The sequence below is a fragment of the Alcaligenes sp. SDU_A2 genome (genome assembly GCF_038237375.1).
GTDB lineage: Bacteria > Pseudomonadota > Gammaproteobacteria > Burkholderiales > Burkholderiaceae_B > Alcaligenes.
In genome coordinates, this window is the sequence record NZ_CP151273.1 from 2,277,830 (window position 1) to 2,301,330 (window position 23,501).

Below are 23,501 nucleotides of genomic sequence, written 5' to 3' on the forward strand. Positions count from 1 at the left end.
TGCGAGGGCTGAGGGGCTGATAAGGCCCGACACTTATCATCCGCAAAGCATACTGATGCGTGCGACAGGCCCAAAAAAAGGTTCTTCGAGACGTGTCGGGGACTCTTTCGTATTGGGTTGGCCGTTTGGGCCAAGTAGATGGAAACTCGGGTACTCGCCAGGCCGACCGCAGCGGGCCGGCTTGGCGAGCACGGCACGTTGTGCTTGGTCCAAACGGCGGGGCGTCCGCGTACGCCGTACAAGCTTTCAGCCATACGCTCAATGTTCCGTTGGATATGGATATGTATGGCCGGGGCTATGTGGCTGGTATTTTGAGCCGTTCAAGGCGCAGCACGCTCGGACGGGGCGGGTCGGATGGCTTGCCGCAGGCGGGGCGTGGGGACGGGGTGCAAGCGTCGTTCTGTTTGACGGCGGCGCTTGTTGCTTGTCCGGCGGACAAGCAACCCGCCGGAGTTAACGACGCGCCCGGCCATGCGCCCCGACCAGGGCACCGGCGCGCAGCGCCGGCAAGGCATCAGCCCTGTCCGAGCGTGCTGCGCCTTGAATGGCTTCTTCAAAAATCCAGTTCCTCATCGACTGGGTAAATTGGCTGCCAGAGTTCTTCAAAGAACCAAAAAAATAGACTCCTGCGCACCGAATGGCCCCGAGTTTGGATCAATGTCCAACTTCTTGGGCCCTTCGGTACGCAGGAGTCTGGTCACCAGGCAAGCTTGCCTGGCGTGCAGCGTAAGTATTTAGTCTTGCTTGCTGTCTTTGAGCTGCGGCAGCGGCGAACCGGCTGCAGGAGCCAACAGTCCGGCCTTGGTGTAGGTAAACAGCTTTTCGCGCGTATCCACGATGTCCAGATTGCGCATGGTGAGCTGACCGATACGGTCACGTGGCGAGAACATGCTGTCCACTTTTTCCATGCTCAGACGTTCGGCCTTGTAGGTCAGGTTAGGCGAGACGGTGTCCAGAATGGAGTAATCGTTGCCACGACGCAGTTCCAGCGTGACTTCGCCGGTGACGGCGCGGGCTACCCAACGCTGGGCGGTTTCACGCAGCATAATGGCTTGCGGATCGAACCAACGCCCCTGATACAACAGGCGACCCAGGCGCAGACCGTTGATGCGGTACTGCTCGATGGTGTCTTCGTTATGAATACCGGTTACCAGACGTTCGTAGGCAATGTGCAGCAAGGCCATGCCGGGGGCTTCGTAGATGCCACGGCTCTTGGCTTCGATGATGCGGTTTTCGATCTGGTCGCTCATGCCCAGGCCATGACGCCCGCCGATACGGTTTGCTTCCAGCATCAGTTCTACCGGGTCGGCGTATTCCACGCCGTTCAGGGCCACGGGCTGGCCTTCCTCGAAGCGCACGCGCACTTCTTCGGCCGGCACAGCAACGGCATCCTGCCAGAAGGCCACGCCCATGATGGGCTTGACGATGCGGATACCGGCGTTCAGGTATTCCAGATCCTTGGCTTCGTGGGTGGCACCGAGCATATTGGAGTCGGTGGAGTAGGCTTTTTCGGCCGACATTTTGTAGTCGAAACCGTTCTGCCCCATGTATTCGGACATTTCGGCGCGACCGCCCAGCTCGTCGATGAAGGTCTGATCCAGCCAGGGCTTGTAGATCTTCAGGTCGGGATTGGTAAGCAGGCCGTAGCGATAGAAGCGTTCGATGTCGTTGCCCTTGTAGGTGCTGCCGTCACCCCAGATATGAACGTCGTCTTCCTTCATGGCGGCCACCAGCATGGTGCCGGTAACGGCACGGCCTATGGGCGTGGTGTTGAAGTAGGTGACGCCGCCGGTAGAGATATGAAAGGCATTGCATTGCAGCGCAGCGATGCCTTCGGCCACCAGTTGCTGGCGGCAGTCGATAAGACGGGCCAGCGTTGCACCATATTCCTGGGCTTTGCGGGGAATGGCGTCGTAATCGGGCTCGTCGGGCTGGCCCAGATTGGCCGTGTAGGCGTAAGGGATCGCGCCCTTGTTACGCATCCAGAGAAGCGCGGCGCTAGTGTCCAGACCGCCGGAAAAGGCAATGCCGACCTTCTGGCCGACAGGAATAGATTCAAGGATGGTTGTCATTATCGAGTCAGTAGTGGTGTGCGAGTGGAAGCCTGCCGGTTGCGCTGCCTGGCAGCCTGCCCGGAACAAGGTCAATATGTCATTATATCGTCAGGACCGGCGCTGGACACCCTCGCCCTAGAGGGATTTGCCCACCCGGTGAGCGCAAACCGCCATTTTCCTGGAGAAGCCCATGTCCGACTCCCCTGCCCGGCCGCCCATCAGCCGGTATCCGGTACCCAAGCTGGCCGAGCTGCCCGACGATATCCGCACGCGTATCCAGGCCGTGCAGGAAAAATCAGGCTTCATCCCGAATGTGTTTTTGGCGCTGGCGCATCGCCCCGACGAGTTTCGCGCCTTCTTCGCCTACCACGATGCCCTTATGGACAAGCCCGGCGGCCTGTCGCAGGCGGAACGCGAAATGATCGTAGTCGCCACTTCGGCGGCCAACCAGTGCCACTATTGCGTCATCGCCCACGGTGCCATCCTGCGCATCCGGGCGCGCGACCCTCTGATCGCCGACCAGGTCGCCATCAATTGGCGCAAAGCGGACATCAGCGCTCGTCAGAAAGCCATGCTGGCATTCGCCATGAAAATCTCGCAGCATTCCCAAGACATCCAGGAGGCCGACTTCCAGCATCTGGGCGAACTTGGCTTTAGCGACGACGATATCTGGGACATCGCCGCCATCAGCGCTTTTTTCGGTCTGAGCAACCGTATGGCCAATTTCATGTCCATGCGCTGCAACGACGAATTCCATTTGCTGGGACGCGTCCCGCGTCAGGGTTGATGCGCATTCTTTTGCTGGCGGCCGGGTTGTTGTGCGTGGCGCTGGCCGTAGCCGGCACTGTGCTGCCCCTGCTGCCCACCACACCGTTTGCCCTGCTGGCCGCCTGGTGCTTTGCCCGCAGCTCGCCACGCTTTCATCGGTGGCTGCTGGAGCACCGCTGGCTGGGGCCGTACCTGCGCAACTGGCAAGATGGACGCGGACTGACTCGCCGCGCCAAACAACGCGCTCTGGTGCTGCTGTGGCTGTCGCTGGCTCTGTCCGCCTGGCTGGCCGAACAGACCGGCTGGCTGCGTCTGCTTTTGTTGATTCCGGGCGTGGCCGTCACCCACTATCTGCTGCGCTGCAAGACCCTGCCCGATCACCCGCCTGTTCAGCAAGGCACTGCAGAACCACCCCGAAAAGACGTACACTAAACACGTTTTTTCCCTGGCGACCCATCTCTCATGTCCGCTCCCGTCATTTTGCTGGCTACGGCCTTTATCACTAATGCTGCTGGTCAGATCCTGCTGGTGCGCAAACGCGGCAGCCCGTTTTTCATGCAGGCGGGCGGCAAGCTGGAGCCCGGAGAGACGCCATTGCAAGCCTTGCAACGCGAACTGGCCGAAGAACTGCGTCTGCCCGCCCACGAAACCGCCCCGGCCCGCTACGAAGGTTTTTTTGAATGTCCGGCCGCCAACGAACCGGGTCATGTGGTACATGCCCACGTCTTTACTTTGACGCTGGAAGGAGCCATTGAACCGGCCGCCGAGCTGGAGGAGGCTCGTTGGGTCAGCCCAGCCCAAGCACGCCAGCTACCTGTGGCCCGTTTGCTCAGCGATCATCTTCTGCCCCGCCTGGCTCCGATCTAAACGCCCCGTATCGACGCATTTTTTGGCATAATGACAGCCCTTGTCGGTCGCTGCCGCGACCACGGCGTTACGCCCCGGCCCGCCATAGCGGGCTTTATTTATTTGCCGGTTAATTATGTCCTCTCTTCCCAGCCACGGCGCTGTCGTCACCTTTACTTTGCAGCAGTTGCGCGCCGCCACCCAGGCCGGAGGCATTCTGGGCGTGTCGATCAAAGGCCAGGGAAATCACTTTTTCGTGCAAGTGTCTACACGTGCCGGCCAGGCGGTATTGATAACAGCGCGCAGCAAAGACCCGCGCAGCTTCAAAAGCCCGTTGCAGGCCATGGTCTTGCTTAAACAAATCGGCATTGTCACCGGCCAGTTCGACCTGAGCCAGTATTCGCCCGACCAGCGCGAAACACCGGTACGCAGCCGCCGCCGCCCAGCCACGCCCAGCAAATTGGGACTGCGCTGGAACCGGATTGCCGAACGCATCTCCAGCCCCGAGCAACCTTCGTTGGACGATCCCTTCCTGAACATCAATGAAGAACAGGCCCGTCGCCTGATGGCACGGCAGGAAACCCAGCAATTAAGTCTGTTGGGCAGCAAACCGAACTGAGCACCCCGCCGGACAGCCGCGCCTGTCCTTTAAAAGGCGCAGGCCGCATTGAACAAGCCTGCGCATCAGAGCCGATCAGGCACGACACACTTCCCGCACGCGATAGGCCGCCGTCAGCGCGGATTGCAGATCGTCCTGCAGATCCTGAACGTCTTCCAGACCGGCGTGCAGACGCAGCAGTTGCCCCGGGCCGAATAAAGGTCGCCCGTCGCGCAGCGGCATGTCCATAGGCAAGGCCAGGCTCTCGAAGCCCCCCCAGGACAAGCCAATGCCAAACAAACGCAAAGCGCGAAAAAAGCGCGATAGCTGTTCGGCCGACAAAGGCTCCAGCACGACCCCGAACAATCCGGTTGACCCATGAAAATCGCGCTTCCAGAGCGCATGTCCGGGGTGCGATTCCAGGGCCGGATGCAGCACGCGACGAACCTGCGGCTGGCATTCCAGAAAGCGGGCCAATTGCAAGGCACTGGCCTGGTGCTGACGCAAGCGTACACCCAAGGTGCGCAACCCCCGCAAAGCCAGGAAAGCATCATCGGGCCCGGCCGTCTGACCGAAATCGTGCGCCGCCTGCCGCAGCAGCGGCCAAGCCCGTTCGTTGGCCGTCGCCACGCCCAGCAAGGCATCCGAGTGTCCCGTCAAGTACTTGGTCGCAGCCTGTATCGAAATATCGACCCCATGCTCGAACGGGCGGAAAAACAAAGGAGTGGCCCAGGTATTATCCATAATGACATAAGCCCCGACCTGATGTGCACAACGGGCAATGGCCGGAATGTCCTGGATCTCGAATGTGCCCGAGCCGGGCGATTCGACATAGACCACCTTGGTGTTGTCCCGCAGCAAAGCGGCCAGTCCCGCCCCCAACGAAGGCTCGTAAAACTGAACGTGCACGCCCAGGCGCTTGCTCAACACTTGCAACGCAAACGCGCGCACCGGCCCATACACAGAATCGGGCAGCAAGACATGATCGCCCTGTTGCAACATCCCCTGCAAAGCATGCGTGCAGGCTGCCAGTCCGGACGGGAACAACCAGGCACGGTGACCGCCCTCCAGATCAGCGACCGCCTGAGCCAGGGTCTGCAAGGTCGGATTGGTAAAACGACCATACGAGGCGTAGGGGTTGTCCGGCTCCTTACGCTGCGTCCATTGCTCCAGCGTATCGGCCAGAATGGTCGAACCACGGCAGACCGGCACGTTCACAAAGCCGCCAGAGACCGTTGCATCGCGGCCCAGATGGGTTAAATGGGTATCCCTGTAATCACAATCCTGCATGCTGTTTCCTGATGGGGGCCTGCGTACGAAGCCAATGAAAACAGTCTACGCAGCACATCAGGATGAATATTGCATTTTCCTGCTTACGGAACCACAATTGCCAGCATTTAATACTCAAATAAATCCAAAAAAAGGAAAATATTTTCTTATGCTGGATAAATTCGACAAAAACATACTCGATCTGCTGCAAAACGACGCCACGCTATCCATCCAGGACATAGCTGATCGCGTCGGCCTGTCCAGCACGCCGTGCTGGCGACGCATACAGCGCCTGGAACACGAAGGCTATATCGAAAAGCGGGTGGCCCTGCTGAACCACGACAAGCTCAATGTGGGGGTTACGGTCTTTGTAGCCATCAAGACCAACCAGCACAATAAACAGTGGTATCGGCAATTTTCCGCAGTAGTGGACGCCATCCCGCAGATTGTGGAGTTCTATCGCATGAGCGGCGACACCGACTACCTGCTGCGCGTCATCGTGCCGGACATCAAGAGCTTTGACCGGGTCTATCAACGCCTGATCAGCGAAATCGAGTTGACCGACGTCAGCTCCAGCTTTGCCATGGAACAGATCAAGTTCACCACCCGCTTGCCACTGGATTACGCCTGAATCAAAAGGCGTATTCGACATCCAGGCTCTGCCCCGGGTACAGGCGCTGCGGCTCGGACTGCACCAGCATGGCCTGCATGCCGAACAAGGTGCCTTGCTCAAACTGCCGGCTGGCGGCCAAAGCCAGGCCCGGCTGCACGCCCACCTGACCGGTCAACTGGTTGACATTGGGCATGGGACAGCGCGTACAGGGCCGAATGAACGCAAAGCTGATTCCCGGCGCGCTGACGCCCAGCACATAGTCCTCTTCATAGGCGGGCAAACCTTCAAACACGACATTGGCCCGGAAACGATCCATAGGCACAGGGGACTCGCCTGACTGCACCACCAATTGATTAAGCTCGTCCAACGAGGCCTGATTGGTAAACAGAAAAGGCAAGGCATCGGCAAAGGCAAAGCCCTGCGCTTGCTTGTCCACGCTGCGCCAGCCCTGCGCCTTGTCCAGCCATGGCTGCACGCGTTCGGGCAGGACGTAGCGGCGCGCATCAATATGTCGCCGCAACAGGCGACACGGCGTCTGCAAGACCGTACTGAACCATTGCGCCGCCACATCGCCTTCGTCACGGCCCAGGGTATCGGCGGTCCAGATACGCACCGGCACCGGCGCATCATCGCATTGCCCTTGATCCAAGGACCAGGACAGATCCGGCATATCGGGGGCTTGCACCGTGATTCTGCCCTGCTCCACGCGTGGGCGTATGACGGCCATGCGCGGCCAGCGCCGCTGCGTCATGAATACACCAGCCTGATCGACCACCACCCATTCGCGGTCGTGTTCCAGCCCGGCCACACTGACGCCCACCCCGTCCGGATGCGCCTGGGCTGCGCAGGATTTTATGGGATGGGTGAACAAGCCTGTGATAGTGATCATGGCAATAAAGCAAACAGAAAACCGGCAACCCTTGATTTTAAACCATCGTCGCCCTGGCCGGCAGGCCACCCTCCTGCTCTATCTAGGCCTTGCGCAATACCACCTGCACCAAGCGCACAGCGACAACGCTTGACATTTACTTTAACTTATGTCTTAATAATTGATCGATTGCGGTATTTACCCATTACATTAACAAGATGCAATCGATACCGCACGTTGGTTTGGCCCGAATCTGGGCAGCTCCATCTGCAAACGGCATGTCTGGCTTTGCTCAACGCGTGCCACAAGATGCTTGCTTCGTACCGGGGTACCCCGGTTTCACAACTTTTTGCATCACCGACGGCCCTGTCCCGTCACCCAACACCGGACAGGCAGCTCAGCGTGCGCAAGCGCGTGCTGCAACAGCAAGATGCATACAACGCCCGGCCCTGATCGAGCCCACTAGCCACTGATCGATCATTGCGCGGGCATGCTGCCGCCCCAAGGGGCGGATATTTCGACAGACCTGGACCACCAGCCTTATACCGGCGGTCCGACCGGTGTCATAAAACTTCAACAAGAAAACGATGTAATGACGCCACACGAATAGGAAAAAATACATGAAAAACATTTACCCCACCGGCTTGATCTCACGTCCTGACCACATTGCCCTGGACAAAACCGATATCCGCATCGGCGATACCGTCTACCTGCAACCCAAAAATGGCCCGCGCATGGCCGGAACCGTCATTTTCAGCTCGCCGGTACATGGCTGCACAACCTACACGGCCGACAGCCAGACCGAAGGTCAAGGCCCGAAAGTGCGCTTTCGTTTCCGTCTGCAGGATGTGCATCACGTGGCCCCGCGTCATGCAGGCCATCATCTGAACTAAAGCGCTTACAAGCACGGCAGGGTGCTTGCTCACGCCCTACCGTTTATTACAAACAGTAAAAACCAGAGCATTTTCATTTTACAATAGTTGCGGCTTAAAACTTAACTGACGCCGCCCAGGCGTCTCTTACAGGCGCCCCGCGTCCACGGCAATGAGTTTTATCTCGACGCAACACTCCTGGCTACGTCCCTCCTGGCGCGACACCGCGCTGATCGGGCTTTGTCTGTTCGGCCTGGTCTTTTCGCTGGCGCTGCTGGGCTCGGCCACACGACGCTACGACATGCTGGCGACATTCTGGCCCGCCGACGCCGTCATACTAGGCTTGTTTTTGCGCCGCCGCGACTGGGGCGCGCGACCGGCATTCTGGCTGGCTGTCGCTCTGGCCTACCTGGCCGCCGAACTGATCCAGCACAGCCCTGTCCCCGTCACGCTCCTGCTGACGATGGCCAACCTGCTGTGCGTGGGCATGGCCTACCGCCTGATGACGCGCAGCGCCCATATTGATCTGTCCTTGCGCCGTCCCCAGGCCATTCTGGCCCTGGTCGCCTATTGCGCCCTGGCCAGCGCCGTTTCAGCCTTGCCAGGAGGGCTGGCACACCACCTGCATGCAGGACAAGCCCTGCCATTAACCGCCTTGTCCTGGCTGGTCACCGGCGTAGTAAGCTACACCGCCATCTTGCCGGTCCTGCTGACCGCGCCTGCCTTGCCTGTGCAGCGCCTGCGCCGATACTGGCACGAGCCGCAAACGCGCACGCTGGCCGATCTGGCTCCGGCGGCCCTGTTGATCTTCAGTTGTGTGCTGAGCCTGCTCATCGGCGGCCCCGGTTCGCTCGCCTTTCCGGTACTGCCGCTGCTCTGGTGCGCACTGAGCTATCCTTTGTTTGCCACCGCCCTGCTGACCTGCTTTTACAGCATATGGACGCTGTTTGCGGTCACTCAGCCCCTGGCAGGGGTACTGCCCGACAATTGGTCTGCCCCACTGGACCTGCTCTCCGTGCGCATGGGCATCGCCTCTATTGCCCTGGCTCCAATCACCGCAGCCTGCATCATGGCGGCGCGCAACGAAGCCGTGGAAAAACTCCAGCGCCTGGCTCTGTACGATGCTCTGACCGGCATGCTGAACAAGCTGACCTTCCAGCAACAAGGCCAGGCACTGCTGACCCGCTGCCGGATCAGCCGCCAACCCACCAGCGTGCTGCTGCTCGATATCGACCACTTCAAACCAGTCAATGATACGCACGGCCATCACGCCGGCGACCAAGCCCTGGTCGAAGTGGCGCAACGCATCCGAACTGTCTTGCGCGACAGTGATTTATGCGGGCGTCTGGGTGGTGAAGAATTTGGTATTTTGCTGCCCGACTGCAGCCCGGCCCAAGCGCATGCCGTGGCCGAACGCGTACGCCAGAGCATCGCCCGCAGCCCCCTGCTGCTGGACGATGGCCAGGAGCTGACGTTAACTGCCAGTCTTGGCGTCGCCACCCAAGGACCGGACACGCCCGACTTGAAATCCCTGCTGCGCCAGGCTGATACAGCCCTGTACCAGGCCAAGCACGCCGGCCGTGACCGTAGCCATTCTTTCGGATGGCCCGAAACCGATCCACGCACTTGACGCTTCAGGTAACGAATCTGGTACTATTGTATCAATCCGAAACCAAAAGGAATGCACATGTCCCAGGTTCACAGCTCGACCTTGTGCGAGGCGTGCCTGCATCTGCCGCAAGGACTGGCCACCATCGAACCGCACGCCGATCTGCGCTTGCTCGGTCAGCATCCACCCGGCCGCGATGGTTCCCATGAAACCCAATACCGCTGCCAGCGTTGCGAGACACATTGGCTGCTGCGCACCAGTCGCTGGGGCGTGCTGGAAGGCTTTCGCCTGAAACCACTTTAAGCAGCCCCGCACTTATCCACAAAAAATGTGGGTAACCCTGGGGAGAACACTCTCCCTCTTTCCCACAGACCGCACGGGGCAAGGTTTTGCCCATTTTGTCATCGCTACCGTCATGCATTGACCACCTAATGGCCGGTAGGCAAAGCCGCATGCATGCTCTACCATAAGTGCTTTACCTAATACTCAACCCTGTATGTCCGCCCTGCTGTTTGACACCGAAACCACCGGCACCGCCCAGCCGCAAATCATCGAAGCCGCCTGGTTGCGTCTGAACAACCCGGTATTCCTGCTGGTCGAGCAAGAGTTCGAACAACGCTATCGCCCCGATGAAGCCATCACCCTGGGCGCGCTGGCCACGCACCACATTTACGACGAAGAGCTGCAGGACTGCCCTGCGCACACCGATTTTGCCCTGCCTGCGGACACCCAGTACCTGATCGGCCATAACGTCGATTACGACTGGACGTGCGCAGGCCAACCCGCCGTCAAGCGCATCTGCACCCTGGCCCTGGCCCGCCACCTGCTGCCAGGCCTAGACAGCTACAGCCAGTCCGCGCTCATTTACCACATTGACCGCAAAAACGCCCGCGAACGGCTACGTCAGGCGCATTCGGCCCTGGCCGATGTACACAATTGTCTGTCCGTGCTGCATTTTTTGCTGGGCCACACCCAGAATATCCAGACGTGGGAACAGCTTTGGCAATTGTCGGAAAAAGCCCGCATCCCCACCGTGCTGCGCTTTGGCAAACATAAAGGCATGGCTATTGCGGATGTACCGCAGGATTATAAAAACTGGCTGCTGCGCCAGCCCGATCTGGACCCGTATCTGATCAAGGCCTTGCAAGGCCAGGCCTGAAGCCCTTGCCGGGCCAGCGCCTAAACCGGCGGCGCGCCTTGCCCGCGTTCGCGCCCCCGGTACACCGACAAGGCCAGGCCGGTGTGGCGTTTGAAGTATCGGCACAGATACGATGCATCCTCGAAGCACAAGGCATCGGCAATCTGGCCGATCTGCAATTCGCTGTATGCCAAGAGCGACTTGATCTCCAACACGACCTGCCGGTCAATCAGCCCCTTGGGCGTGTCATCGAAAAGACGGCGGGTCAATTGCGACAGGTAGAACGGGCTGATCGTTAAGGCCGCCGCATAAAAGGCGACATCTCGCCGTTGGCGACAATGGCGGCCAACCAACTCCCAAAACCGTAGACCAAGACGTTCGCCACGACTGGGCTCTGGCGCGTCTTCGGCCATCGCCGGGATCGTTGCGGCCATATGCAGGAAAAAGTTTTGCAGCAGATTACGCAACATAATGTCCCGAAAAGCGCTGCCGGTCTCTACCAGGCTTTGTAATTGCGCCAGCCAAGCTCTTAGCAACACACGCTCCGACGCGCACGGCGAGGCATACGGATGGTGATGCAGATGCACAAACAGGGAACTGGGCAAGGGATAAGCCACTTCTGCCGCCCGGCTCTCGGGCATCAGCACAAGCGTAGCCTGAAAGCCGCGTGATCGGCGGCGCAGTACGGCAACCGTATCCCTGGCCAAGACAAGTACGTCATGGCGGCGCAGCGCTTTGTCCTTGAAGTTGACCGTGAACCGGGCACAGCCCCGCGTGCAGATCAATAAAACCATATACGCCCGGCCAAAGTGCAGCGGCACGCCCTGGCCAGTCGCCAGTGTGCTGGACTCGATGTGCATCGAATCGTCTTGATCGCTCAATTGCGGGATACGGTGCATAGACAGCATCGTCCTGGAACACACAAACAGCAGGCAAGGTACAAGGACAAGGGCTACTTGTCAAAAGTACCGAAGATACGCAGGAATGGCCATTCTGGCTACTGGCAAAGCCCGGTATTGTGCTTACTTTTTCACTGACCGCCGGAAACCACGAACCATGAAACTGGAAACACCACGCCTGATACTGCGCCCCTGGGTACCCGAGGACGCCCCCGACTTATTCGAGTTTGCCAAAGACGAACGGGTCGGGCCTATTGCCGGCTGGCCCGCGCACAGCAGCGTCGAGCAAAGCGCCGAAATCATACGCACCGTCTTCAACCACCCGCAGGTGTATGCGCTTGAACTGAAAGAAAATCGGCGCGCCATTGGCTGCGTAGGCCTGCTGGTGGGCGAGAACAGCAATATCAGCATCAGCGAACAGGAAGGCGAGGTCGCCTATTGGATAGGCGTGCCCTACTGGGGGCAGGGGCTGATTCCGGAAGCTGTGCGCGAATTGATGCGCCACGCTTTCGACACGCTGGAACTGCAGGCACTATGGTGTTCATACTTTGCCGATAATGCCCAGTCCCACAGCGCCCAGGCCAAATGCGGCTTCCGTTATCAGCGTACCGAAAAAGACAAATACAACGAGTTTCTGGACGACTATCGCACCCAGCACATCAGCCGCATCACTGGCCAAGAATGGCGCGCAGACGCTGCTGCGCCCGCGCCCCGGCCTGCTCCCGACCTTACTTGATCAGACGCCACTGACCATCGCGCACCGTGATCAGTTCCCGTCCCCGTTCGTCAAAGCCGCTGTGATCGTTAGGCGACATATTGTAGACGCCCTGGGTCGCCACCAATTCGCGGGTCTGCTCCAACGCATCGCGCAAGGCGGCCCGAAACTGCGGTGTGCCCGGCTTGGCCTTGGCTGCCGCCAGTGGAATCGCCTTTTCCAGCAACAAGCCGGCATCATAGACGTTGGCACCGAAGGTCGCCGGAGCCGTGCCGTATCGGGCGGTATAACGCTGGATATAATCTTGGGCGATGGGTTTGGAAGGATTGCTGTCGGCGATTTCGGGCAACACCAGCATCAGGCTGGCAGCCAGCACCGTGCCTTCTACCTGCTCGCCCCCCAACTGCAGGAAGGCAGGCAATGCAGCACCGTGGGTCTGGTAGATCTGCCCCTTGTAGCCTTGCTTGACCAACGTGACCTGCGGCAACACGGCGGCCGCGCCCGTTCCGGCCACCAGCACCGCATCAGGCTTGGCGGCATAGACTTTCAGAGCCTGGCCGGTTACGGAGGTATCCGAGCGTACATAGCGCTCGGTCGCCACGATCTGGATATTGTTCTTGGCCGTCAGGTCTTTGAAGACATTCAGCCAGCTCTCGCCGTAGGCGTCGTTGAATCCCAAAAAGGCGGCGGTCTTTACACCGTTCGCCACCATATGCTGAACCAATGCCGCCGCAATGATGTCGTCGTTCTGCGTGGTCTTGAACACCCATTTCTTTTCCGGCGACATGGGCAGCACAACCGCGGCGGCTCCGACCGGAGCCAGCACCGGTGTCCCCGAATCGGCGGCAAACTGGATAATACCCATTGCATTGGGCGAGCCGGTCGGTCCGATCAAGGCGTCGATCTTGTCCTCGGAAATCATTTTCTTGAACAAGGTCACGGTTTGATTGGGATCGCTGGCATCGTCCATGGAAATGTATTCCACGCTCAGTTCGCCCACTTTGGCAGGCAGCAGCGGCACCGTATTGCGTTGGGGCAATCCCACCACTGCCGTAGGGCCGGTCGCCGAAGCGATCACCCCGATTTTGACCTGAGAATGAGCCGGTGCCACCACGGCGGCCAGCAAGACGGATGCGGCAAGTACAGTTCGAGTGAGCGTCATGTTTTTTTGAGGCCGGCCAGGCGGCCCTTCCCCCTAAGAATCGGCGCAAGCGCCTCTGGAAACAGATCAGCCGATAAGATACCAAATTCGCCCCTGCCCCGGGGAGCAGCCGGCAAAAGGATTACCTGGGTCCAATTACAATTACAGTCGGGTTTCGACGTAAAAGTAGTTTATAACTGGGCTACTGTTTATTACCTCAAGAGGCATTCCATGTCATTACAGCAATTGCTGCAACAGATCCTGCAAAGCAGCCAAGGGGCTGCAACACCCGGCCAACAAAACAAGAACGGCCTGGGCAAAAAGCTGGCCGACCAGGCTGGTGGCTTTGGCGGCGGTGCCGTGGTCGGCGGCGTGCTGGGGATGCTGCTGGGCAACAAGAAGTTTCGCAAAATGGGCGGCTCTATGGCCGGTTATGGCGGCGCAGCCGCACTGGGCGCATTAGCCATGAAGGTCTACCAGAACTGGCAGGAACAGAATGCAGGACAGACCCAGGCACCGACCCCTGTGCAAGCAGTGCCCGTCGCCCCTTTGCCCGTGCCGACAGCCACCAGCAGCCAGGCCGATGCTCACGCCCTGGTCATTCTGGCCGCACTGGTGGCCGCCTCCAAGGCAGACGGCCATATCGGCGATGCCGAGCGCCAACTGATCGACGGGGAAATCGCCAAACTGGCCGCCCCCGAGCAAGCACGCAACTGGCTGTCCCAGGAAATGCTCAAGCCCGTTGACCCCCAGGCCGTGGCCAGCTTGGCCCAGACCCCTGAAATGGCAGCCGAGATTTACCTTGCCAGCCTGGTGGCCATCGACGAGCAAAGCTATATGGAACGTGCCTACCTGGACGAGCTGGCACGCCGCATGTCTCTGCCCGACTCCTTGCGCACCAGCCTGGAAAACCAGTTTCAAAACGCAACGCAAACGTAAGGCTTGGTGAAGAAGGCTTGTCAGGGCAAACCACGCCGCCCACAATGCAAACCTGCGTTTACCCGGGTGAACGCTTCACCCGTCCTGATGACATACATAGGAATATGCCCATGAAGAAAACCCTGACCTTGGCAGCCGGCATAGTGGCTTTGTTGAGTCTGGTCGCCTGCACGGCCCCTCCAACGGCATCCGACACCCCTGCTTCAGAACGTCAAATGGACAAAGAAATTTCGCTCAAGGCTTATCACTGGGCATTGTTCGCGGCCGCCGGCAAAGACGGCCAGCCCCAACCAGCCACTGCCGGTATGGGCGGCAAGCCCCTGACCCTGAACTTCACCGACCGGCAAGTGTCGGTGGACGGGCTGTGTAATCTGCTCAGCGGCGGCTATACATTAAGCGGCTCGAAAATCAGCATCACCCATCCGGTCAGCACCATGAAAGCCTGCGCAGACGCAAATCTGATGCGCAACGAGCACGAAGTGGGCAAGTTGCTGCCGACGGCCACCAACTGGTCGATGGCCAAGGCCGATTCTGCACCCAACGACCCGGCTCCCGTCCTGACCCTGACGTTCAAAGACGGCAGCAAGTGGCGACTGAAAGGCGAACCTACCGCCACCACCCGCTACGGCAGCGAGCCCGAGCGCGTGTTTCTGGAAGTGGCGGCACAGCGCGAGGCCTGCTCGCATCCGCTGATGCCCAATTATCAGTGCCTGAAAGTGCGCGAAATCCAATACGGCGACAATGGCGTGCAGACACAGACCGGACCGTGGATACATTACTACGGCAACATCGAGGGTTATACCCATCGGCCCGGCATCCGCAATGTGTTGCGCATCAATCGCTACACGCTGAAAAATGTACCGGCCGATGCGTCCAAATACGCCGATGTGCTGGATATGGTGGTCAGTTCCGAAACCGTCCGCCCTTAAATCTCCTCGCTGCTTGAGGTCTCGGCTACAGCCATATCGTAACCAGACAGAACAAGCCCAAGAGAAAACGCTGCGATAGCCATAAACGGTTACGCAATGCCGGTTTCTGACACAGCAGCCAACGCTAACGTCCATTTAGTATGAAATTTACCCCGGACGTTAGCATTCACCTCCCCGTGCGTCCGGCTTCAGGTCCCCCTTGATTCGGGGGACTTTTTTTCGGCAGCCTGCTGCCCGAACCGGAGATAAGCATGCGCTTGAGCCTCGCCCGCCTAAGCCGGACCCTAACCCTGAGCGGCCTGATCGCCCTGGCTGCAACACCGACGCAGGCCCAGGACTATATGGCCTCGTTCAGCAACGGCAATCTGTCGGCCGATATCGCCAACAATATCTTGCACCACGGATTGCTGAACAGCAGACTGAACGCAAGCTCCGCGGGCGATGCCCCAGCCCCCGCCTACCCAACCCGTTACCAGTCCGACCCGGCCGTGACCAAACGAGTCAAGCAGCAGTTTGCCGATTTCGTACAATCCACCGGCGGGGACGGCGCAGGCATCCGCGCCGCGATGGAGCAACAGGATTTTTTTGGACGCTGGGGATCGCATGTCGCCGCATACGGCTTGCAGCGCGGCGATGTCGCCGACGCCCTGACCGCCTATTGGGTGCTTAATTGGCAGATCGCCAACGATGTTCGTTCGGTGCAACGCGCCCAAGTCCAGGCAGCCCTGCAGCAAGTGCGGCGCAGCCTGGGCGGCCACGATGTCTTCGGCTCCCTGAACCAGGCCCAAAAGCAGGAGATGGCCGAGGTGCTGATTCTGAACTTCATCGCCCAAAGCATTGCTTACGAAGATGCCATGCGCGCCAATGACAGCGCCTTGCAAGGCCGGCTGCAAGATGCCGCCGTGGCCCGCTTCCAGAACGAAATGCAGGTCAACCTGCGCACGCTGCAACTGGGCACGCAAGGATTCCAAGCCAAACAGCCCTGAACATGACGGAGATCGCCATGAATCGCCTGACCACGCTATGCGGTGCCCTGTCCATCGTCGTCGCCTCCTTGGCCCATGCCCAGGACTATTCTTTTCAAGGCTTTGCCACGGCCGATGCCATGAACCAGATGCACGCCGCCGTGCGCGACAGCATGTTGGAGCCGGCAGCCCCTGGGCCACAGGCCCGTGCGACCAAACCCGGCACCACCGGCAGCTATCAATCAAACCGCGATATCTCGGCGCGGGTGCGTGCCCAATTCGTCCAGTTCGTGCGGCAGACCTCGGGCGAGCAAGCCGCCCGACAAATCGGTGCTGTTCTGGAGAAAGGCGACCCGGTTGCCAGCTGGGCCAGCATCGTACGCGAAAACGGTCTGCGTCCAGGAAATCTGGGTGATGCCCTGACTGCCTACTGGGTACTGAACTGGGTCATGGCCAACCAAAGCGACAACACACGCCAGCAGACCCAGGCGGTGCTCGCACAGACCCGCCGGGCGATTGCTACCACGCCCGCTCTGGCGCGTCTGGACGATGCCGGGCGGCAGGAAATGGCCGAAGTCCTGATGCTGAATTTCCTGCTTCAGCACGCGGTCTATATCAATGCCATCCAGCGCGGCGATCAAGACCTGCAACGGCGCCTGGGCCAAGCCGCCGTCACACGCTTTCGCAAGGAAATGAACATTGATCTGCTCGGCCTGGAGCTGAGCAATGCCGGTTTTGTGGCCCGGCCATGACGGCCGTCCCATCGACTAGGCCGTGCATGACCACATCAAAAGGCCCGAAAGACCGCCAGCCCTGCGTTCACCGATGCCATCAAGCACGCCTCCTGTCAGCAGCAACGCTTCTTGCCGCGCTGCTGCTTGCTTTACCGGCACAGACCCAGCCCCTGCCCGCCGAGCAATTTATCGCTGCAACACACTCGCTCGATAGCACCACACTGCACGCTCTGAGCGATACCGTCGATGCCGCCCCCCTTGCCCTGGCCCGCGAACTGCGCACCGGTCTTGGCGGCCACAAAGCATGGCAACGCTATGCCGCCGCCATGCTGGACAACGGGCAGGCCGAGGCACTGGGCAGGCAATGGGCCGCTTTATTCGTTGAGCCACGGATACTGGCCAAAGGGGAAGAAAAAGATGGCTCCTTCTGGTACCCCGTCGCCCGGGACGCCGGTTTTCTAACCGGCGGCATTGCCGCCGCACTGAACGATAGACAGCAGCAGCTACCCGCATTTGCGCTCGGCGCGCAGCGCCACGCACCTGCGGCGCAACAGAGCCTGTTTGAATGGTTGGCTCAGGCAGCCAAAGGGCTGCCCCGCCCGGCACGCACCGCCTTCAATCAGGCCATGCGCGCCGCCGCCGTGCTCTAAGACGCTCCCTGCCCGCCTTGGAGCACGCACGCGACCTTAGCCGCGCAAACGCTTGAGTTCTTCCAGCGCGATATCCACACGCACCTTGCCCAAGGCCACCAGCTTGTCGGCCAATACGGCAATTTCGTCGCCCAGCGCGCCGGCCATCATGGCGATATTCTGGGCGTGCAAGGACATATGGCCTTTCTGGATGCCGGTAGTGGCCAAGGCCTTCAAGGCCGAGAAATTCTGCGCCAGACCGACCGCTGCAATCACACGCGCCAATTGCTGGGCGGACTGCACATTAAGAATTTGCAAGCAGGCGCGGGCTGTCGGGTGCAGCTTGGTCGCGCCCCCCACCAGGCCCACCGCCATCGGCACTTCGATGCTGCCGGCCAGATGGCCTTCTGGCGTGACTTCCCAGCGGGTCAAGGAACCATAATGGCCGTTGCGGGCCGCATACGCGTGGGCACCGGCTTCCACAGCACGGGTGTCATTGCCAGTGGCCAACACCACCGCCGAGATACCGTTCATGATGCCTTTGTTGTGGGTGGCCGCCCGATACGGATCGGCATCGGCAAACTGGTAGGCCGACACGATGCCATCACGCACCGCCGGTCCGCCGATGGCTTCGCACGTCCAGACGGCCCGCGCGCGCGCCAGGCGCTGATCGGCCAGATTGGACAGAATGCGCAGATACACCTTGCCGCCGGTCCAGCGCTCGATATGCGGTGCCAGGGTCTCGGCCATGGTATTGACCGCATTGGCACCCATTGCGTCTTTGGTATCGACCACGATATGGGTAATGACCATCGGGCCGCCCTCGGTCTGCAGCACGCGCACATTCAGGTCATGAAAGCCGCCGCCCATCTGTACCAGAATCGGATCGCATTCGTTGCACAGGCTGCGGATTTCGTCCTTGCGCTCCAGAATGCGCAGACGGCTATCGTGGGGGTTGGGCGATTGCACCAACTGAATCTGCGCGATCATGAAGGTGCCCGACATCGAGGTCTGGAAGCCCTGATGATCGTAGCACTGACGCGCCGCATTGGACACCGCCGCCACCACCGAGGACTCCTCGGTCGCCATCGGAATCAGGTAATCCTGCGCGTCGATCTTCAGGCTGGTGGCAATGCCCAGGGGAATGTTCATGGTGCCCACGACGTTCTCGATCAGGCGATCGGCCAGCGCGGGGTCCAGATTGCCCATATTGCGCAGGTGCGTGACGGCGTCGGCATCCAAGCCGGCGAAATCGGCGGTTTTCTGCAGACGTTCGTCGGGGCTGAGTTTATGAAAACCCGAAATGCGGGAGCTGGGTTGAGTAGTGCTCATGATAGTGTCCTTGTCATGTCAAAGCGTTAAGCGCCGCTCATGAGTCGGGGCAGCCAGGTTACCAGGCCGGGGAAGGCCGCGATCAACAACAGGGCGACGACTTGCAGCAGCATGAAAGGAAGTACGCCGCGATAGACCGTTGTCATATGGATGGACGCGGGCAAAGCCCCTTTCATGTAAAACAGGGTGTAGCCGAACGGCGGGCTGATATAGCCGGTCTGGATCGTGATGGCGTACAGCACGCCGAACCAGATCTCGTCAAAGCCCAGCACGCGCACAATGGGCAGAAACACGGGCACGGTCAGCAAGATAATGCCGATCTCATCCAGGACAGTGCCCAGAAAAATCAGGATCAGCATCATGCAGGCCAGGATCATGTAGGGATGCACATTCAGGTCACGGATGAAGTTCATCAGGGTGTCGGCACCGCCCAGACCCGTGAAAATCGCCACATAGGCCTTGGCACCCACCGTGATCCACAGAATCATGGCCGTGGCTTTCAAAGCCTGCACCCCGGATTCCTGCAGATTGCGCAGACTTAGCCGACGACGCACCGCGCTGGCCAGAATCGCACCGGCCACACCCACGGCAGCCGCTTCGGTCGGCGTGGCGATACCGAAGAAAATCGACCCCAGAATCACCACGATCAGAAAAATAGGCAGAATCAACTGCTTTAAGCTGGCCAGCTTGACGCTCAGGGCGATGGCCTGACCGCTGCATTTGGGCACCCGGTGCGGCTGGGTATAGGCCAGCACCAGGATGTACAGCACATACAGGCCGGCCAGAATCACGCCCGGCACAATCCCGGCAATCAACATCTTGCCGATGGAAACCTGCGCCGTAATGGCATAGACAATGGTCAGCACCGACGGCGGGATCAAAATGCCCAAGGTGCCCGATGCGCATATGGTGCCGGTGGCCAGCGCCGGATCGTACTTGCGCTTGAGCATTTCCGGCAGGGCCAGCACACCCATGGCAGTGACTGCCGCGCCTACCACGCCGGTCATGGCCGCCATGAAGACGCAGATTACGACCGTGCCGATGGCCAGTCCGCCGCGCAGGCGGCCGAACCAGATCTCCATGGTGCGGTACAGATCCTCGATCACGCCCGAGCGTTGCAAAATACCGGCCATCAGGATGTACAGCGGAATGGCCAGCAAGGCCTCCGAGCGCATGGTGTCGAACACCTGCAGCACGATGATGATGACGGACTCCGGATTCCAGAGCGTCACCGTCAACAACAGGGACAGCCCACCCAGCACAAAGGCGATCGGCAGGCCCGACAGCATGAACAGCGTCAAGCCGCCGAACATGAGCAGCAAAATCATGTTGGGAGTCATGCCAGTTCTTCCTCGGTGCGGGTCACAGGATCAATCCAGATACGGATGAATTCGGCCAGAGTCTGCAAGCCCAGCAGCACGGCGGCCAGCGGGACGGCGAATTTATAGGGCCACAAAGGGGGATTCCAGCCGGAAAACGTGGTTTCCCGATACTCGAAAGACTGCAGGGCCAGCGGCCAGGAGTAGTACAGCAAAATGCCGCAGAACAGGATGATGACCAGAAAATTGACCGAATCCAGTACCCGACCAGGCACAGGCGACAAACGGCGGCGCACAATATCCAGATTGACGTGTCCGCCTATATGCATCAAATAAGGCCCGCCCAGCAGAAAATATGGGCCGAACAACAGCACGGCCAGCTCCATGCCCCAGGCCGTGGGCGCGTTAAAGACGTAGCGGCTGGTCACCTCGAACAGCATGACCGGCACAATAATCAACATCAGGGCGGCCGCCAGCATAAAGCACCAGCGGTTCAAAGTTGTGATCAGGCGTATATACGCGCGCAAAGCAGGGAGCATACGTTCTCGCTGGCGGATCAAAGAGAGAAAAAAATGCCGGGCGCAACCACAGCCCGGCCGGTCGGTCCAGCGCTGCGCGCTTAGCTAAGCAGACCCAGGCGCTCCAGGAACGCGATCTGGCTATCGAGCATCTTGACGGCGTTGGGGTTGTTCTTGGTCGCCTTGCGCCATACTTCCACCGCCTGCTTGCGGGCCTGCAGCACATCAGCCGGGTCCAGCGAACTGATCGTCACGCCCTGCTTCTTGAAGGCTTCCAGGGCCACGCCGTCGGCCACCAGGATATGCTGGCGCAAGGCTGCCGAGGTATCGCGCGCCGCCGTGGCCAGCGCCACCTTGAATTGTTCGGGCAATCGATCGTAGGCCGCTTTGTTAGCCACATAGCTGGTGGCCGTGGACGGCTGATGCGGACCGGGCGTAATGATGTACTTGGCCACTTCACCCAGGCCGGCTTCCAGGTTGGCGGTCAGATCGCCACGGTCGGCCAGATCGATCACTCCCTTGTCCAGCGCCGAATACACTTCGCTGGTGGGCAGCGGCGTCACGGACACGCCCATCGCATCCATGACGGTCGCGGCCAGACCGACAAAACGCCCTTTCTTGCCTTTTAAGTCCGCAATCGACTGGATGGCGACTTTGGAATGGATGGGCTCGGGACCATACACGGTCGGAGCAATGTAGAACAGACCGGCCGGCGCATACGCTTCGCGCGCCAGCTCCAGACCGCCCAGTTCGTAGAACCAGGCTTCGTATTGATCGGCTTCGGGAAAGCCAAAAGGCACAGTGCTGGTAAAAGCCAGGCCGGGAATCTTGCCGGCTTCGTAGCCGTCAAAGGTTTTCATCATCTGGAATGCGCCGCCGCGCACCGCATCGAAGGCCTGATTGGCGGGCACCAACTGTCCGGCGGAATACAGATCGATCTTGAAGCGGCCCTCGGTCAGATCAGCCACGCGCTTGACAAAGTATTCCTCGAACTTCTGCGGCGTGGTGCCACCGTCCCACAAAGCCTGCATACGCCAGGTCACAGTGTCGGCCGCGCGGGCCAGCGAAGCGCCTGCGCCCAGCGCGGCCACACCAGCCATGCCCAAACCCTTGATGACGGAACGGCGAGAGAGCTGTTTCATACTTTCCTCCAAATGGTGCTTATGGCGGATCTCTTGACGAGCAAGAGTCCGAATAGTCATTTTTAGTAGCGACAATACGGTCCCATAATAAAAACTAAAATGGGACAATACAAGGTACAGTTATTGGGTCAGTCGCAAAACTGTCCCACGTTATACATGGGTACGTCTTAACCCTAAGGAGAGGCCATGAGGCCGGTCTACCAAATCGTCAATGCCATCCGGGCCGAGATCGAGGCCGGCCTTCTGAAGCCGGGCGCGCGCCTGCTGTCCATTCGCAGCGGCGCGCAGCGCCATGGCGTGTCCAAAAACACCATGGCCGACGCCTACGACAGGCTGGTCGCGCAGGGCCTGCTAGTGGCCCAAGCAGGCTCGGGCTACTTCGTGGCCCAGACCGATACACTGAATACTGCCAATCGCCAGCCCCATGTGGCTCAAGCGATGGACACCGTGTCTCTGCTGCGCGAACAACTGGTGCGTCAGTACGAGGTGCGCGTGGGCGATGGCCGCCTGCCCGCCAGCTGGGCGCGCGGCCTGGATAAATTGACACGCGGCCACCTACCCGTCTCCGACCTGATGGATCACGGCTACGGCAACCCCTGGGGATACGAGCCCTTGCGCGAACGCATCGCCCTGATGCTGCGCGAACGCGGCATCAAAAGCGGCAGCAACCAGATACTGCTGACATACGGGGCGAATCATGCTCTGGATCTGGTGGCGCGCTACTGTCTGGTGCCGGGCGATGTCGTGCTGGTGGACAGCCCAGGCTATTACCCGTTATTCGGCAAGCTGCAGTACTCCAACGTCCAGATCATCGGCGTGCGGCGCACCGTGGACGGCCCTGATCTGAACGAACTGGAACACGCCTGCAAAACCTACAAGCCCAAGCTGTTCTTTACACAGACACTGGCGCACAACCCCACCGGCACCAGCGCCACGCTACCAGTCTGCCACCGCATCCTGACGCTGGCCGAACAGCATCAGCTCTATGTGGTCGAGGACGATCCTTTTGCCGACATCCTGCCCGTGGACAGCCCCCGGCTGGCCACGCTGGACCAGTTGCAACGCGTCATTTACGTGGGCACTTTTTCCAAGACCCTGTCAGCCGGCGTGCGCGTAGGCTATATGACGGGCCCCGAGACCTTGCTGTCAGCCTTGTGCGACCTGAAAATGCTGACTCTGGTGGCCACTTCCGACTGGGCCGAACGCACCGTCTACGACCTGATTGTGCGCGGCCAGTACCTGAAGCACCTGCGCCGCCTGAAAACGCAGGTAGAACGCGCACAAAAACAAGCCTATCAAGCGCTGAGCGAGCTGGGCCTGAGCATCTTTGCCCCGCCGACCGGGGGATTTTATCTATGGGTGCTGCTGCCCTCTAATCTGGACGAAACAGCCTTCCTGCACGCTGCCTCGCAACGCAGCATTTTCATCGCCCCCGGCAGTCTGTTCATGCCAGATCGCAGTCCCGCGCGCGCCATGCGTATCAATATTGCCTATGCCCTGGACAAACGCTTTCTGGACTTGCTGCGGGAGTGGGTGCACTAAGCCAGCCCTCTATCGGAAAGATTTTTTCAAAGATGACACATTTCCCCTCTCCGCAACACTTT

At 59.9% G+C, this 23,501-nt stretch carries 25 protein-coding genes; 16 read left to right on the top strand and 9 right to left on the bottom strand.

Going from position 1 to position 23,501, the window contains the following annotated elements; all coding sequences use genetic code 11:
* Nucleotides 1-734: 734 nt before the first annotated feature.
* Nucleotides 735-2,072, bottom strand: coding sequence for an argininosuccinate synthase (argG, locus tag AADW57_RS10580; RefSeq protein ID WP_341666858.1), 1,338 nt, complete (start codon nucleotides 2,070-2,072; stop codon nucleotides 735-737).
* Nucleotides 2,073-2,244: 172 nt separating this feature from the next.
* Between argG and AADW57_RS10585 the strand changes: the two genes are divergently transcribed.
* The 4 genes from AADW57_RS10585 to AADW57_RS10600 all read left to right on the top strand — a co-directional run bounded on the left by AADW57_RS10585 (nucleotide 2,245) and on the right by AADW57_RS10600 (nucleotide 4,287).
* Nucleotides 2,245-2,841 (top strand): peroxidase-related enzyme, encoded by a 597-nt coding sequence (locus AADW57_RS10585; protein ID WP_341666859.1) that lies wholly within the window; start codon nucleotides 2,245-2,247, stop codon nucleotides 2,839-2,841.
* A complete protein-coding gene (locus tag AADW57_RS10590) occupies nucleotides 2,841-3,254 on the top strand; it encodes a YbaN family protein (RefSeq protein WP_341666860.1) in 414 nt (137 codons plus the stop codon). The genes AADW57_RS10585 and AADW57_RS10590 overlap by 1 nt, the downstream gene beginning before the upstream one ends.
* Nucleotides 3,255-3,284: 30 nt before the next feature.
* On the top strand, nucleotides 3,285-3,689 hold the full coding sequence (locus tag AADW57_RS10595; RefSeq protein WP_341666861.1) for an NUDIX hydrolase: 405 nt from the start codon (nucleotides 3,285-3,287) through the stop codon (nucleotides 3,687-3,689).
* A 115-nt stretch (nucleotides 3,690-3,804) separates the two neighbouring features.
* On the top strand, nucleotides 3,805-4,287 hold the full coding sequence (locus AADW57_RS10600) for a hypothetical protein (RefSeq protein ID WP_341666862.1): 483 nt from the start codon (nucleotides 3,805-3,807) through the stop codon (nucleotides 4,285-4,287).
* A 75-nt stretch (nucleotides 4,288-4,362) separates the two neighbouring features.
* Here AADW57_RS10600 and metC read toward each other — a convergent pair whose 3' ends face one another.
* Nucleotides 4,363-5,556, bottom strand: a complete 1,194-nt coding sequence (gene metC, locus AADW57_RS10605; protein ID WP_341666863.1) for a cystathionine beta-lyase — start codon at nucleotides 5,554-5,556, stop codon at nucleotides 4,363-4,365.
* 148 nt (nucleotides 5,557-5,704) lie between these two features.
* Here metC and AADW57_RS10610 point away from each other — a divergent pair, with 148 nt between their 5' ends.
* Nucleotides 5,705-6,166, top strand: a complete 462-nt coding sequence (locus AADW57_RS10610; protein WP_341666864.1) for an Lrp/AsnC family transcriptional regulator — start codon at nucleotides 5,705-5,707, stop codon at nucleotides 6,164-6,166.
* Nucleotide 6,167: 1 nt separating this feature from the next.
* On the opposite strand, the gene AADW57_RS10615 is transcribed toward AADW57_RS10610, so the two are convergent.
* Complete coding sequence (locus tag AADW57_RS10615) at nucleotides 6,168-7,037, bottom strand: MOSC domain-containing protein (protein WP_341666865.1); 870 nt, start codon at nucleotides 7,035-7,037, stop codon at nucleotides 6,168-6,170.
* A gap of 599 nt (nucleotides 7,038-7,636) precedes the next feature.
* On the opposite strand from AADW57_RS10615, the gene AADW57_RS10620 reads away from it, so the two are divergent.
* From AADW57_RS10620 to AADW57_RS10635, 4 genes are all read left to right on the top strand, one after another.
* Nucleotides 7,637-7,909 (top strand): hypothetical protein, encoded by a 273-nt coding sequence (locus AADW57_RS10620; protein WP_341666866.1) that lies wholly within the window; start codon nucleotides 7,637-7,639, stop codon nucleotides 7,907-7,909.
* A 151-nt stretch (nucleotides 7,910-8,060) separates the two neighbouring features.
* Nucleotides 8,061-9,518: a GGDEF domain-containing protein gene (locus AADW57_RS10625; protein ID WP_341666867.1), complete on the top strand. Its 1,458-nt coding sequence runs from the start codon at nucleotides 8,061-8,063 to the stop codon at nucleotides 9,516-9,518.
* Nucleotides 9,519-9,575: 57 nt separating this feature from the next.
* A complete protein-coding gene (locus AADW57_RS10630) occupies nucleotides 9,576-9,800 on the top strand; it encodes a hypothetical protein (RefSeq protein ID WP_341666868.1) in 225 nt (74 codons plus the stop codon).
* A 193-nt stretch (nucleotides 9,801-9,993) separates the two neighbouring features.
* A complete protein-coding gene (locus AADW57_RS10635) occupies nucleotides 9,994-10,656 on the top strand; it encodes a 3'-5' exonuclease (protein ID WP_341666869.1) in 663 nt (220 codons plus the stop codon).
* Between the two features lie 20 nt (nucleotides 10,657-10,676).
* Here AADW57_RS10635 and AADW57_RS10640 read toward each other — a convergent pair whose 3' ends face one another.
* Nucleotides 10,677-11,534: an AraC family transcriptional regulator gene (locus AADW57_RS10640; RefSeq protein WP_341666870.1), complete on the bottom strand. Its 858-nt coding sequence runs from the start codon at nucleotides 11,532-11,534 to the stop codon at nucleotides 10,677-10,679.
* A gap of 157 nt (nucleotides 11,535-11,691) precedes the next feature.
* Here AADW57_RS10640 and AADW57_RS10645 point away from each other — a divergent pair, with 157 nt between their 5' ends.
* Nucleotides 11,692-12,270 (top strand): GNAT family N-acetyltransferase, encoded by a 579-nt coding sequence (locus AADW57_RS10645; RefSeq protein WP_341666871.1) that lies wholly within the window; start codon nucleotides 11,692-11,694, stop codon nucleotides 12,268-12,270.
* Here AADW57_RS10645 and AADW57_RS10650 read toward each other — a convergent pair.
* The gene (locus AADW57_RS10650) at nucleotides 12,263-13,411 is read right to left on the bottom strand and encodes an ABC transporter substrate-binding protein (RefSeq protein ID WP_341666872.1); all 1,149 of its coding nucleotides are present in this window, start codon (nucleotides 13,409-13,411) and stop codon (nucleotides 12,263-12,265) included. The two genes, AADW57_RS10645 and AADW57_RS10650, sit on opposite strands and share 8 nt — an antisense overlap.
* Nucleotides 13,412-13,621: 210 nt before the next feature.
* Between AADW57_RS10650 and AADW57_RS10655 the strand changes: the two genes are divergently transcribed.
* From AADW57_RS10655 to AADW57_RS10675, 5 genes are all read left to right on the top strand, one after another.
* Nucleotides 13,622-14,329 carry a tellurite resistance TerB family protein gene (locus AADW57_RS10655; protein ID WP_341666873.1) on the top strand — a complete coding sequence of 236 codons (708 nt, stop codon included), beginning with the start codon at nucleotides 13,622-13,624 and terminating at the stop codon, nucleotides 14,327-14,329.
* A 110-nt stretch (nucleotides 14,330-14,439) separates the two neighbouring features.
* Complete coding sequence (locus AADW57_RS10660) at nucleotides 14,440-15,258, top strand: META and DUF4377 domain-containing protein (RefSeq protein WP_341666874.1); 819 nt, start codon at nucleotides 14,440-14,442, stop codon at nucleotides 15,256-15,258.
* 251 nt (nucleotides 15,259-15,509) lie between these two features.
* The gene (locus AADW57_RS10665; protein WP_341666875.1) at nucleotides 15,510-16,244 is read left to right on the top strand and encodes a DUF6683 family protein; all 735 of its coding nucleotides are present in this window, start codon (nucleotides 15,510-15,512) and stop codon (nucleotides 16,242-16,244) included.
* 17 nt (nucleotides 16,245-16,261) lie between these two features.
* On the top strand, nucleotides 16,262-16,975 hold the full coding sequence (locus tag AADW57_RS10670) for a DUF6683 family protein (RefSeq protein ID WP_341666876.1): 714 nt from the start codon (nucleotides 16,262-16,264) through the stop codon (nucleotides 16,973-16,975).
* Between the two features lie 26 nt (nucleotides 16,976-17,001).
* Entirely contained in the window at nucleotides 17,002-17,607 is a 606-nt protein-coding gene (locus AADW57_RS10675; protein ID WP_341666877.1) for a hypothetical protein, read from the top strand.
* Between the two features lie 36 nt (nucleotides 17,608-17,643).
* On the opposite strand, the gene AADW57_RS10680 is transcribed toward AADW57_RS10675, so the two are convergent.
* The 4 genes from AADW57_RS10680 to dctP form a co-directional block, all read right to left on the bottom strand.
* A complete protein-coding gene (locus tag AADW57_RS10680; RefSeq protein ID WP_341666878.1) occupies nucleotides 17,644-18,918 on the bottom strand; it encodes a hydroxymethylglutaryl-CoA reductase, degradative in 1,275 nt (424 codons plus the stop codon).
* 26 nt (nucleotides 18,919-18,944) lie between these two features.
* Nucleotides 18,945-20,258 (bottom strand): TRAP transporter large permease, encoded by a 1,314-nt coding sequence (locus AADW57_RS10685; protein WP_341666879.1) that lies wholly within the window; start codon nucleotides 20,256-20,258, stop codon nucleotides 18,945-18,947.
* Complete coding sequence (locus tag AADW57_RS10690) at nucleotides 20,255-20,776, bottom strand: TRAP transporter small permease subunit (RefSeq protein WP_341666880.1); 522 nt, start codon at nucleotides 20,774-20,776, stop codon at nucleotides 20,255-20,257. Before AADW57_RS10690 ends, AADW57_RS10685 begins: the two co-directional genes overlap by 4 nt.
* Nucleotides 20,777-20,856: 80 nt before the next feature.
* Nucleotides 20,857-21,897 (bottom strand): TRAP transporter substrate-binding protein DctP, encoded by a 1,041-nt coding sequence (gene dctP / locus AADW57_RS10695; protein ID WP_341666881.1) that lies wholly within the window; start codon nucleotides 21,895-21,897, stop codon nucleotides 20,857-20,859.
* Nucleotides 21,898-22,083: 186 nt separating this feature from the next.
* On the opposite strand from dctP, the gene AADW57_RS10700 reads away from it, so the two are divergent.
* Entirely contained in the window at nucleotides 22,084-23,439 is a 1,356-nt protein-coding gene (locus AADW57_RS10700; RefSeq protein WP_341666882.1) for an aminotransferase-like domain-containing protein, read from the top strand.
* The last annotated feature ends 62 nt before the right edge of the window (nucleotides 23,440-23,501 follow it).